Raw genomic sequence first — 11714 nt, 5'->3', positions numbered from 1 at the left:
CGCCGTGATCGCGTCACGCCCCCGCGACCTGGGCCGGACATCTCGGTTGAGTAAGTTTGCACGACCATGCATAATCATCCAGGTGACGATCCGAATCGCGGTGGGTGGTGCCAGCGGGTACGCCGGGGGTGAGCTGCTGCGGCTGTTGCTCGGCCATCCCGAGGTGGAGATCGGCGCGCTGACCGCCGGTGGCAACGCGGGCACCCCACTCGGCGCGCACCAGCCCCATCTTCTCCCGCTCGCGGACCGCGTCCTCGCCGAGACCACCTCGGAGCAGCTCGCGGGCCACGACGTGGTCTTCCTCGCGCTCCCGCACGGCCACTCGGCCGAGATCGCGGCCCGGCTGGGCCCGGACACGCTCGTGATCGACTGCGGTGCCGACCACCGGCTCGAGAACGAGGCGGACTGGACCCGCTGGTACGGCGGCGACCACGCGGGCACCTGGCCCTACGGCCTGCCCGAACTGCCCGGTCACCGCGCGAAGCTGGTGCACACCAAGCGGATCGCCGTCCCCGGCTGCTACCCGACCGGCGCGTCCCTCGCCCTGGCCCCCGCGCTGGCGGCGGGCATGATCGAGCCCGCTGTGGTGGTCGTCTCGGTCAGCGGCACGTCCGGCGCGGGCAAGTCGCTCAAGCCGCACCTGCTGGGCTCCGAGGTCATGGGCTCGGCCAGCGCGTACGGCGTCGGCGGTGCGCACCGCCACACCCCGGAGATCGCGCAGAACCTCGGGCGCGTCGCGGGGGAGCCGGTCACCGTCTCGTTCACGCCGGTACTCGCGCCCATGCCCCGCGGCATCCTGACCACGGCGTCCGCGCCGCTCAGGAACGAGCTGGACCCGGACGAGGTGTACCGCCAGGCCTACGCCGACGAGCCGTTCGTCCACATCCTCGAGAACTCCTGGCCCGCGACCGCAGCCACGCTCGGCTCCAACGCCGTGCAGCTGCGCGCCACCGTCGACCGCGACGCGCACCGCCTCGTCGTGGTCGCCGCGCTCGACAACCTGACCAAGGGCACCGCCGGCGCGGCCGTCCAGTCGATGAACCTCGCGCTCGGCCTGCCCGAGACCACCGGACTCACCACTGTGGGAGTGGCACCGTGACCATCAACACCCCCAAGGGTTTCCGGGCCGCCGGAGTCGCCGCCGGGATCAAGGAGAGCGGCGGCAAGGACCTGACCCTCGTGGTCAACGACGGCCCGCTCGACGTGGCCGCCGGTGTCTTCACCCGCAACAAGGTGAAGGCCGCACCCGTCCTGTGGTCGCAGCAGGTCCTGGCGACCGGCCACGTGAAGGCCGTCGTGTTGAACTCGGGCGGCGCCAACGCGTGCACCGGCCCGGCGGGCTTCCAGGACACGCACGCCACCGCCGAGCACGTCGCGGCGACGCTGGGCATCGGCGCGATCGACGTGGCGGTCTGCTCGACCGGCCTGATCGGCGCCCGCCTGCCGATGGACGACCTCAAAGCCGGGGTCACCGCCGCCGCGGCGCAGCTGGCCGGCACGGAGGAAGCCGGGATCGACGCCGCCACGGCCGTCATGACCACCGACACCGTCCCCAAGTACGCCGGATCCGTCCAGGACGGCTGGGCGCTCGGCGGTTTCGCCAAGGGCGCTGGCATGTGCGCGCCCAACATGGCGACGATGCTGTCGGTCGTCACCACCGACGCCGTGCTGGCGCGGTCCGACGCGGACGCGGCACTGCGTCACGCGGTGGACCTGACGTTCAACGCGCTCGACGTCGACGGCGGCACGTCCACCAACGACACCGTGCTGCTGCTGTGCTCCGGCGCGTCCGGCAAGGAGGTCCCGGTCGAGGAGTTCACCGCGCGGCTCACCGAGCTGTGCGCCGATCTGGTCCGGCAGCTCCAGGCCGACGCCGAGGGCGTCACCAAGCACATCACGATCACCGTGCGCGGCGCCGCCACCGCCGCCGAAGCGGACGCGACCGCACGGCTCGTCGCACGCGACAACCTGTGCAAGACCGCGTTCTTCGGCTCCGACCCGAACTGGGGCCGCGTCGCGATGGCAGTCGGCAACGCGCCGACCGAGTTCGACCCGGCGAAGCTCGACATCACGATCAACGGCGTCGCGGTCTGCGTCGCCGGTGGCGCGGGGGAGGACCGGTCGAAGGCGGACCTGTCCGGCCGCGACATCACCGTCGAGGTCGACCTGCACGCCGGGCCGGGCCGCGCGACCGTCCTGACCACCGACCTGTCACACGGCTACGTCGAAGAGAACAGCGCGTACTCGTCATGACGATCCCCCAGGCAGCGGAGAAGGCCGCGGTCCTGATCGAGGCACTGCCGTGGCTGCAACGGTTCCACGGCGCCACGGTCGTCGTGAAGTACGGCGGCAACGCGATGGTCGACGAGGAGCTGAAGGCCGCGTTCGCGCAGGACATGGTGTTCCTGAAGCTGTGCGGACTGCACCCGGTCGTGGTGCACGGCGGCGGCCCGCAGATCACCGCCATGCTCAACCGGCTCGGCATCCCCGGCGAGTTCAAGGCCGGCCTGCGCGTCACCACACCGGAGACCATGGACGTGGTCCGGATGGTGCTCACCGGCCAGGTGTCCCGCGAGCTGGTCGCGCTGATCAACGCGCACGGCCCGTACGCGGTCGCGATCTCCGGCGAGGACGCGCGGCTGCTCACCGCGCAGCGCCGCACCGCCACCGTGGACGGCGAGGTCGTCGACCTCGGCCTCGTCGGCGAGGTCATCGCGGTGAACCCGGCCGCGGTGCTCGACATCGTCCACGCCGGCCGCATCCCGGTCGTGTCCACGGTCGCGCCGGACACGGACGGCCTGGCGCACAACGTGAACGCCGACACCGCGGCCGCCGCGATCGCCATCGCGCTCAAGGCCGAGAAGCTCGTCATGCTCACCGACGTCGAGGGCCTGTACGCGGACTGGCCGGACAGGGACTCGCTGCTCAACCAGGTTCGCGCGGGCGAGCTGGAGAAGATGCTGCCGGGGCTCGCCAGCGGGATGATCCCGAAGATGGAGGCGTGCCTCGCGGCCGTGCGCGGCGGGGTGCCGCGTGCCCACGTGATCGACGGCAGGCTCGCCCACTCCGTGCTGCTCGAGGTGTTCACCGGCAGCGGCGTCGGCACGATGGTCCTGCCCGAGGAGGAGAACGCATGATCGCGTCCAATGTGGACGGCCAGGCGAAGTGGCGGGCGTCCCTCATGGACAACTACGGCACCCCCGCGCTCACGCTGGTGCGCGGGGAGGGCGCGTACGTCTGGGACGCCGACGGCAACCGCTACCTCGACCTCGTCGCGGGCATCGCGGTCAACGCGTTGGGCCACGCCCACCCGGCCGTCGTGGCCGCGGTGACCGAGCAGGTCCGGACGCTGGGCCACACGTCGAACCTGTACGTCAACCAGGTCACCGTCGAGCTGGCCGAGGAACTGCTCGACGTGGCCGGGCTCGCTGGTCAGGCGAAGGTCCTGTTCTGCAACTCCGGCGCGGAAGCCGTCGAGGCGGCCGTGAAGCTGTCCCGCCTCACCGGCCGCACCAAGCTCGTGGCCTGTGACGGCGCGTTCCACGGCCGCACCATGGGCGCGCTCACCGTCACCGGCCAGCCCGCCAAGCGGGCACCGTTCGAACCGCTGCTGCAGAGCGTCACGCACGTCCCGTTCGGTGACGTCGACGCGCTGCGGGCCGCGGTGGACGACGAGACCGCGGCGGTGTTCATCGAGCCGGTGCTGGGCGAGGGCGGTGTGCACGCGGCCCCGGCGGGATACCTGCAGGCGGCGCGGGACATCACGACCAGGACCGGTGCGCTGCTGGTGATGGACGAGGTCCAGACCGGTCTCGGCCGGCTCGGCACCTGGTTCGCGTTCCAGCAGGCAGGCGTCACCCCGGACGTCATCACGCTCGCGAAGGGCCTCGGCGGCGGCCTGCCGCTCGGTGCCTGCATCGGCGTCGGCGCGGCGGGTGACCTGCTCAAACCGGGTCAGCACGGCACCACGTTCGGCGGCAACCCCGTCTGCTGCGCCGCCGGGCTCGCGGTCCTGCGGACCATCGCCGCCGACGGCCTGGTCGACCACGCGGCCGCCATGGGCAAGGAGATCGCCGCCGGCGTCGAGGCGCTCGGCCACCCGCTGGTCACCGAGGTGCGGGGGAGCGGCCTGCTGCTGGCCATCGGGTTGACCGGCCCCGTGTCCGGCGCGGTCGCCGGCGCGGCGCTGAAGGCCGGCTACCTGGTCAACAACGTGCAGCCCGACTCGGTCCGGCTCGCGCCACCGTTGATCCTCGACACCGAGCAGGTGCACGGGTTCCTCGACGCCCTTCCGGGTGTCCTCGACGCCGCACAGGAGGCATGACGTGGTCCGGCACTTCCTGCGTGACGACGACCTGACCGCCGACGAGCAGCTCGCCGTCCTCGACCTCGCCGACCGCATGAAGGCCGACAATCTCGCCTTCACCCCGCTCGCGGGCCGGTCGGTGGCGACGATCTTCGAGAAGAACTCCACCCGCACGCGCCTGTCGTTCGAGGTCGGCATCAGCCAGCTCGGCGGCCAGCCGATCGTCATCGACGGTCGCACCATGCAACTCGGTCGCGAGGAGACCATCGAGGACACCTCGCGGGTACTGTCCCGCTACGTCGACGCGGTCGTGTGGCGGACGTACGCGCAGGCCAGGATCGCCGCCATGGCCTCGGCGTCGCGGGTACCGGTGATCAACGCGCTGACCGACGAGTTCCACCCGTGCCAGGTGCTCGCCGACCTGCAGACCATCCGCGAACGGCACGGCAGGCTCGCGGGCCTCACCCTGACCTACCTCGGCGACGGCGCCAACAACATGGCGCACTCGCTGCTGCTGGGCGGTGTCACCGCGGGCCTGCACGTCCGCGTCGCACACCCGGAGGGCTTCGCGCCGTTGCCCGACGTGCTGCTCGCCGCCAAGAAGCGCGCGGCCGACACCGAGGGCTCGGTGACCGTCCTGTCCGACCCGCACGCGGCGGTCGACGGCGCGGACGTGCTGGTCACCGACTCGTGGACGTCCATGGGCCAGGAGAACGACGGCAAGGACCGTATCGCGCCCTTCCGCCCGTTCCAGGTCAACGAGGCGTTGCTCGGCCGGGCCGCGCCGGGCGCGATCGTGCTGCACTGCCTGCCCGCGCACCGCGGCTGGGAGATCACCGACGAGGTCCTCGACGGCCCCGCGAGCGCGGTGTGGGACGAGGCGGAGAACCGCCTGCACGTACAGAAGGCACTGCTGTCGTGGGCGGTGGGCGCATGACCGCCGTGTCGAACACCACCCGCGTGGCGCGCCAGGCCCGGATCGTCGAGCTGGTGTCGTCGATGGGCATCCGCAGCCAGACCGAACTCGCGAAACTCCTGGCGGGCGAAGGCATCGACGTCACCCAGGCGACCCTGTCCCGGGACCTCGACGAGCTGGGCGCGGTCAAGCTGCGCGGTGTCGACGGCGGCGCGGCCGTCTACGTGATCCCGGAGGACGGCGCGCCCGTGCGCGGTGTCCAGGGCGGCACGTCGCGGCTGTCCCGCCTGCTCACCGAGCTGATGGTGTCCGCCGACTACTCGGTCAACCTGACCGTGTTGCGAACCCCGCCCGGTGCCGCGCAGTTCCTCGCGAGCGCGATCGACCGGGCCGCACTGCACGAGGTCGTCGGCACCATCGCGGGCGACGACACCGTGATGGTCATCGCCAGGGAACCCCTGTCGGGCAAGGACCTGGCGGAACGCTTCACCGCCCTCGCGGCGGGCACGCACGAAGAGGAGAACGACGTTGAGTGAGCCGACCGCCCTCTGGGGTGGCCGATTTTCGTCCGGTCCGGCCGAGGCGATGGCGAAGCTGTCGCTGTCGACGCACTTCGACTGGCGCCTCGCGCCCTACGACATCGCGGGATCGCGTGCGCACGCCAGGGTGCTGCACAACGCGAAGCTGCTGACCGACGACGAGCTGACCGGCATGCTCGCCGCGCTCGACTCCCTGGCCGCCGACGTGGCGTCCGGCGAGTTCACGCCGGTGCTCGCCGACGAGGACGTGCACACCGCGCTGGAGCGCGGCCTGATCGAGCGCGCCGGACCCGAGCTGGGCGGCAAGCTGCGGGCAGGCCGCTCCCGCAACGACCAGGTCGCGACGCTGTTCAGGATGTGGCTGCGGGACGCCGCCCGCCGGGTCGCCGCCGGTGTCGGCCACATCGTGGACGCGCTCCTCCACCAGGTGGACCAGCACCCGGCCGCGGTCATGCCCGGCCGCACCCACCTGCAGCACGCGCAGCCGGTCCTGCTCGCCCACCACCTCCTGGCCCACGTCCAGCCGCTGCTGCGCGACCTGGACCGCCTGCGGGACTGGGACAAGCGCGCGGCGATCTCGCCCTACGGCTCCGGTGCGCTGGCGGGCTCGTCGCTGGGCCTGAACCCCGAGGCGGTCGCGAAGGAGCTGGGCTTCGACGCGGCCGCGGAGAACTCGATCGACGGCACCGCGTCCCGCGACTTCGCCGCCGAGATGGCGTTCGTGCTGGCCATGCTGGGCGTGAACCTGTCGCGGATCGCCGAGGAGACGATCATCTGGACGACCGCCGAGTTCGGCTACGCGACGCTCGACGACGCGTGGGCGACCGGCTCGTCGATCATGCCGCAGAAGAAGAACCCGGACGTCGCGGAGCTGACCCGCGGCAAGTCCGGGCGGCTGATCGGCAACCTGACCGGTCTGCTCGCGGTGCTGAAGGCCCAGCCGCTCGCGTACAACCGCGACCTGCAGGAGGACAAGGAGCCGCTGTTCGACTCGGTCGAGCAGCTGGAGCTGCTGCTGCCCGCCATCGCGGGCATGGTCGGCACGCTCACGTTCCACACCGACCGCATGGCCGCGCTGGCACCCGCGGGCTTCACCCTCGCCACCGACATCGCCGAGTGGCTCGTGCGCCAGGGCGTCCCGTTCCGCGTGGCCCACGAGGCGGCGGGGGACTGCGTGCGGGTCGCCGAGTCCCGCGGCGCAGGACTCGAGGACCTCACCGACGAGGAGCTGGCCGGTGTGCACCCCGCGCTCTCGCCCGAGGTGCGGGACGTGCTGACGGTCGACGGCTCGATCGCGTCCCGCGACGCGTACGGCGGCACGGCGCCCGCCAGGGTCGCCGAGCAGCGTGCCCGGGTCGCCACTGTGCTCGCTGACCTGCGGACCTGGTATGCACAATAGTTGTGCATAACTCTTGTGCACAGGAAGTGTGCACAGTTATTGTGCACGCATGGACAACCTGCACCTGGACGGCCGCGCCCTGCGGGTGCTCGCGCACCCGCTGCGGGCGCGGCTGCTCAGCGAGCTGCGGATCAACGGGGCCGCCACGGCGACGCAGCTCGCCGAGCGCCTGTCGACCAACACCGGCGCCACCAGCTACCACCTGCGCAAACTCGCCGAGGTCAACCTGGTCGTCGAGACCGGGGAGGGGACCGGCAAACAACGGTTCTGGGCACCGGCACAGGAGTCGCACAGCTGGTCGGAAGCCGAGCTCGAAGGTGACCCGGACGCCATCGCCGCGTCCGGCTGGCTGCGCCAGCACTACTTCAACCACTTCGGCGAGCAACTCGCCAAATGGGACGACCAACGCCGGTTCTGGCCGGTCGAGTGGCGCGACGCGGCACACACCTCCGACCTGATGTTCACCGCCACCGCAGGGGAACTGGACGAGCTGATGACCGAGCTGGAGTCGGTCATGACACGCTTCAGCGAGCGGCTAGGCCACGAGCCCCGCCCTGGCGCCCGGCGGGTGTCGGTCACGCTCAACGCCGTGCCGATCGACCTGGACGACAGACCGTGACCGGCGCCCAGGCACGCGACCGCTACCTGTTCCTGCTCTTCCTGCGCTGGTTCCCGGTCGGCATGTGGGTGCCGATCGTGGTCCTGCTGCCCCTTGACCGCGGTCTGACCCTCGCCGAAGCCGGGCTGGCGGCGTCGCTGCAGGGTTTCGTCGTCCTCGCACTGGAGCTGCCGACGGGTGGTCTGTCCGACTCGTGGGGCCGCCGCCCGGTCCTGCTGCTCTCGTCGGTGATCGGCCTCGCCTCGGTCACCGTGCTGATCTTCGCCGACACCTTCGCCATGTTCGCCCTGGTCTACGTGCTGCAGGGGATCTACCGCGCACTGGACAGCGGCCCGCTCGAGTCCTGGTACGTCGACGCGACACTGGCCGACGACCCGGACGCGAAGCTGGAACGCGGCCTGTCCGCGGGTGGCACGGTCGCGGGGGTCGCCATCGGCACCGGCGCGCTGGTCACCAGCGGGATCGTCGCGTGGGTCCACCTTCCCGGCGTGCCGACACTCGTCCAACCCGTCCTGCTGATCCTCGCTCTGCAGCTGGCCGGGTTCGCCGCCCTCGCGCTACTGGTCCGCGAGGCCCCGCACCCGTCAGGCAAGCGCTCCCTGCTCGCGTCGATCCGCGACGTGCCCGGGGTGATCGTCGAGGGAGCCCGCATCGTCCGGCGCTCGCGCGTGCTGCTGTGCCTGCTCGGTGTGTCCCTGTGCTGGGGCTTCGGCATGGTCACCTTCGAGGTGCTGATGCCGGTCCGCCTGTCCGAGCTGGTCGGCGGTCCGGAGCGGGCGGTGGAGCTGACGGGCCCGGTCAGTGCCGCCGCGTGGTTCGTGAACGCCCTCGGCGCGGCGGCGATCACGCTGGTCACCGCCCGGCTCGGGGTCGGGCGCACCGCCGTGCTGCTGCCGCTCCTGCACGGCGCGTCGATCGTGCTCATGGGGCTGGCCGCCGGCCCGGCCGGAGTCATCGCCGCGCACCTGGTCTGTTACACCGCGCACGGCGCCAGCGGCCCGGTCAGCATGACGTTGCTGCACCGGGAGGTCACCAGCGAACACCGGTCGACCGTGATGTCGATGAGCTCGATGATCTGGCAACCGGCGGGCGCGCTCGGCCAGATCCTCCTCACCCTGCTCGCCTCCGGGGTGTCGACGAGCGTCGCGATCATCGCGGGCGGCGTCGTCCTGGCACTGGCATCGCCGCTGTACCTGCCCGCGATGCGCGCCGAGCGCCGCAAACCGGTGCCCGTATAGGGTCGGCCCATGTCCGATGCCGGTGCCGCACCACTGGGCCGGCAGCTCACCAGGGAGGAGCTGGCGGTCGACCCGGTCGACGCCGCGAAACTGCTCCTCGGCTGCGTGATCGAGACCGGTGACGTGCGTGTGCGCCTCGTCGAGGTCGAGGCCTACCGCGGCGGCGACGACCCGGCCTCCCACTGCTACCGCGGCAGGACACCGCGCAACGAGGTCATGTTCGGCCCGGCGGGTCACCTGTACGTGTACTTCGTCTACGGCATGCACTTCTGCGCCAACGTGGTCTCGCTGACCGACGGCGTGCCCGGCGCCGTGCTCCTGCGCGCGGGGGAGGTGGTCGCGGGACTGGATGTGGCGCGGTCCCGGCGCCCCGCGTCCCGCAGCGACGCCGAGCTGGCGAAAGGCCCCGCACGGCTCACCGCGGTGCTCGGGCTGGAACGCGGCCACAACGGAGCCGACCTCACCGATCCGGCGTCGCCGGTCCGCCTGCACGCGGCGGAGCCGGCACCGCCGGAGCGGATCCTCGCCGGTCCCCGCGTCGGGGTGGCAGTCGCGATGGACGTGCCGTGGCGGTTCTGGCTGGAGGGCTCACCGGCGGTGAGCGTGTACCGGCGTGGTGGCAAACGACGAGCACGAGTTGACACAGGCAGACGGGCCGGACTTCGCAAAGCCGAGTGACCTCGCTGACGGAGGTCGGCCGGACTTTGAATCGGGCTCGGCAGGATCAGGACGGTTCGCTGACGTCCTCGCGGTGCGGCGGCAGCGGCCTGCGCGGCTCACGCACCCCCGCGCCACCGTCGTCGGGGATCTCCACCCACACCGTGACCGGGTCCCACCTGTCGAACGGCGTCTGCGGTGGCGGCGACTGACGGACCACCACACCGTGCATCAGCGGTTCGGGAGCGTCGGGGTCGGGTCCCTGCAGCAGCAGCCCGAGGTCGTGCCCCAGCAACCAGGCGTTGAGGGCCTGCATGCCCCGGAAATCCGGCACGTAGATCGGCTTGGACAGCGTTCATCACCCGCGTTCAGGATACTCGCGCGACTGGTCGTGGAACGGTAGGAGAGTATTGGTGACCGTGACGGAGCACATCCTCGACGAGCTGTCCTGGCGCGGGCTGATCGCGCAGTCCACCGACCTCGACGCGCTGCGGCGCGACCTCGACGCCGGTCCGCTGACCACCTACGTCGGGTTCGACCCGACCGCGCCGAGCCTGCACGCCGGGAACCTCGTGCCGTTGCTGATGCTCACCAGGCTCCAACGGGCCGGACACCGGCCGATCGTGCTGGCCGGTGGCGCCACCGGGATGATCGGCGACCCACGTGACCAGGGCGAACGCTCACTGAACTCGCTCGACGTCGTCGCCGAGTGGGCGGACCGGATCCGCGGCCAGCTCGAACGGTTCGTCGACTTCGACGACTCGCCGACCGGCGCGGTCGTGGTCAACAACCTGGAGTGGACCGGTGGCCTTTCGGTGCTGGAGTTCCTCCGCGACGTCGGCAAGCACTTCTCGCTCAACGTGATGCTCTCCCGGGAGACCGTGCGGCGCCGCCTCGAGGCAGACGGCATGTCGTTCACCGAGTTCAGCTACCTGCTGCTCCAGTCCCACGACTACCTGCAGCTCTTCCGCAAGTACGGCTGCACGCTGCAGATGGGCGGCTCCGACCAGTGGGGCAACATCATCGGCGGGGTGGAGCTGGTGCGCAGGATCGACAGCGCGTCGGTGCACGCGCTCACCGCGCCGCTGGTCACCGACGCCGAGGGGCGCAAGTTCGGCAAGTCGACCGGTGGCGGCAACGTGTGGCTCGATCCCGAGCTGACCTCGCCGTACGCCTGGTACCAGTACTTCGTGAACGTCGGGGACGCCGACGTCATCCGCTACCTGCGGCTCTTCACCTTCCTCCCGCGCGAGGAGATCGACGCGCTGGAGAAGGACACCGCGGACCGGCCGCACCTGCGTGCCGCGCAGAAGCGCCTGGCCGCGGAGTTCACGACGCTCGTGCACGGGCAGCACGCGACCGACCAGGTGGTGGCCGCGAGTGGAGCCCTGTTCGGCAGGGGAGAGCTGGGCGACCTCGACGCGTCGACGCTGGACGCCGCCATGGCCGAGGTGCCGACCGGTGCCGCACGCCTCGCGGACAAGCCCACGGTCGTCGACCTGCTGGTGTCGTCCGGGCTGGCGGACAGCAGGGGTGCCGCGCGCCGTGCCGTGAACGAGGGCGGGGCGTACGTGAACAACCAGCGGATCGCCGACGAGGAGTGGTCGCCGGCCGCCGGCGACCTCCTGCACGGGAGGTGGCTCGTGGTGCGTCGCGGCAAGCGCAGCACCGCAGGGGTCGAAATCCGCCCCTGACCTGCGGAAACGCACATTAAGGGGGGGTGGGTGAAACGGGGTTTTCAGGCCCGTGTAACTTTCTCTCTGCCAGCGCGGAACGGGCCGGAAAGCCGAAAGGCCAGACCGGAACGGAGCGAAGGCAGAGGGGTCGCGAACCAAGCTCTCACCAAGGTGATAGAGTGGGTGACCTCAGGCCGAGAGAGATCAGAGCCTAAGACAAGCTTGAAATAAGCCCCCAGAAGATAGCTCTTGCAGCGTCGGGCGGGTGCGCGTGTGTTGTTTGAGAACTCAACAGTGTGCCGATTCAAAATGCTAGTGAGCTTGTGCCTGGCCTCTTTTGGTAGAGGTAGGTATATATTGCTGG

The 11714-nt window shown here is 71.1% G+C and carries 12 protein-coding genes; 11 read left to right on the top strand and 1 reads right to left on the bottom strand.

Translation table 11 applies throughout. From position 1 onward, the window contains the following. Positions 1-82 precede the first annotated feature (82 nt). The 10 genes from argC to FHR82_RS42215 are packed head-to-tail and all read left to right on the top strand — an operon-like array spanning position 83 to position 9695. Positions 83-1099, top strand: a complete 1017-nt coding sequence (gene argC / locus FHR82_RS42260) for an N-acetyl-gamma-glutamyl-phosphate reductase (protein WP_184816337.1) — start codon at positions 83-85, stop codon at positions 1097-1099. Then, positions 1096-2253 (top strand): bifunctional glutamate N-acetyltransferase/amino-acid acetyltransferase ArgJ, encoded by a 1158-nt coding sequence (argJ, locus tag FHR82_RS42255; protein ID WP_184816336.1) that lies wholly within the window; start codon positions 1096-1098, stop codon positions 2251-2253. Before argC ends, argJ begins: the two co-directional genes overlap by 4 nt. Beyond that, positions 2250-3137: an acetylglutamate kinase gene (gene argB, locus FHR82_RS42250; RefSeq protein WP_184816335.1), complete on the top strand. Its 888-nt coding sequence runs from the start codon at positions 2250-2252 to the stop codon at positions 3135-3137. The genes argJ and argB overlap by 4 nt, the downstream gene beginning before the upstream one ends. Next, positions 3134-4324, top strand: coding sequence for an acetylornithine transaminase (locus FHR82_RS42245; RefSeq protein WP_184816334.1), 1191 nt, complete (start codon positions 3134-3136; stop codon positions 4322-4324). The genes argB and FHR82_RS42245 overlap by 4 nt, the downstream gene beginning before the upstream one ends. Before the next feature lies 1 nt (position 4325). Beyond that, positions 4326-5243: an ornithine carbamoyltransferase gene (gene argF / locus FHR82_RS42240; RefSeq protein ID WP_184816333.1), complete on the top strand. Its 918-nt coding sequence runs from the start codon at positions 4326-4328 to the stop codon at positions 5241-5243. After that, a complete protein-coding gene (locus FHR82_RS42235) occupies positions 5240-5758 on the top strand; it encodes an arginine repressor (protein WP_184816332.1) in 519 nt (172 codons plus the stop codon). The genes argF and FHR82_RS42235 overlap by 4 nt, the downstream gene beginning before the upstream one ends. Continuing rightward, entirely contained in the window at positions 5751-7160 is a 1410-nt protein-coding gene (gene argH, locus FHR82_RS42230) for an argininosuccinate lyase (RefSeq protein WP_225944132.1), read from the top strand. The genes FHR82_RS42235 and argH overlap by 8 nt, the downstream gene beginning before the upstream one ends. Positions 7161-7209: 49 nt before the next feature. Further along, positions 7210-7779 carry a winged helix-turn-helix domain-containing protein gene (locus FHR82_RS42225; protein ID WP_184816331.1) on the top strand — a complete coding sequence of 190 codons (570 nt, stop codon included), beginning with the start codon at positions 7210-7212 and terminating at the stop codon, positions 7777-7779. Continuing rightward, complete coding sequence (locus FHR82_RS42220; protein WP_184816330.1) at positions 7776-9017, top strand: MFS transporter; 1242 nt, start codon at positions 7776-7778, stop codon at positions 9015-9017. Before FHR82_RS42225 ends, FHR82_RS42220 begins: the two co-directional genes overlap by 4 nt. A gap of 9 nt (positions 9018-9026) precedes the next feature. Then, a complete protein-coding gene (locus FHR82_RS42215) occupies positions 9027-9695 on the top strand; it encodes a DNA-3-methyladenine glycosylase (protein ID WP_184816329.1) in 669 nt (222 codons plus the stop codon). Between the two features lie 46 nt (positions 9696-9741). On the opposite strand, the gene FHR82_RS42210 is transcribed toward FHR82_RS42215, so the two are convergent. Next, positions 9742-10008 carry a PASTA domain-containing protein gene (locus FHR82_RS42210; protein ID WP_184816328.1) on the bottom strand — a complete coding sequence of 89 codons (267 nt, stop codon included), beginning with the start codon at positions 10006-10008 and terminating at the stop codon, positions 9742-9744. 85 nt (positions 10009-10093) lie between these two features. Between FHR82_RS42210 and tyrS the strand changes: the two genes are divergently transcribed. Beyond that, positions 10094-11368: a tyrosine--tRNA ligase gene (gene tyrS, locus FHR82_RS42205; protein ID WP_184816470.1), complete on the top strand. Its 1275-nt coding sequence runs from the start codon at positions 10094-10096 to the stop codon at positions 11366-11368. Positions 11369-11714 lie beyond the last annotated feature (346 nt).

Origin of the sequence: Actinophytocola algeriensis (assembly GCF_014203735.1) — a bacterium.
GTDB classification, from domain to species: Bacteria; Actinomycetota; Actinomycetes; order Mycobacteriales; family Pseudonocardiaceae; genus Actinophytocola; species Actinophytocola algeriensis.
Note: the sequence above shows the minus strand (reverse complement) of the source record. Positions and strands in the feature narration are given on the sequence as shown.